The sequence below is a fragment of the Stenotrophomonas sp. SMYL89 genome (assembly GCF_036319985.1).
GTDB classification, from domain to species: domain Bacteria; phylum Pseudomonadota; class Gammaproteobacteria; order Xanthomonadales; family Xanthomonadaceae; genus Stenotrophomonas; species Stenotrophomonas maltophilia_Q.
On the sequence record NZ_JAWIRW010000005.1, the window covers coordinates 174,863 to 175,339 of the forward strand.

Below are 477 nucleotides of genomic sequence, written 5' to 3' on the forward strand. Positions count from 1 at the left end.
GGGGCCCGCGCCCCCCCCCCCCCCCCCGGCGGGGGGCCCCCGCGCCCCCCCCCCCGCCCCCCCCCCCCCCCCCCACCCCCCCCCGCCCCACCTCTGACAGATTCCCGGTGACGGATGAGTAGATCCACGCCATGCGTGGATGACGTTATCGGGGCGGAATTGAGAGGGACGCGGCTTCGCCGCGTCCCTCCTTGTTTGTGGGGGGTTTGTAGAGCCGAGCCCATGCTCGGCTGCTTTTCGCAGGGGCAACAGCAAGCCGAGCGTGGGCTCGGCTCTACAAGGGCGTGAGCAAGCGCAGCGCGCGACCCGCCGTTGCCTTTGATTTTCTTCTTCCATTCCGTGGCGGGCCGCGCAGGAAACTGTCAGGGGCCGGGGGGGGGGGGGGGGGGGGGGGGGGGGGGGGGGGGGGGGGGGGGGGGGGGGGGGGGGGGGGGGGGCGGGGGGGGGCGGGGGGGGGCCCCCCCCCCCCCCCCGCCC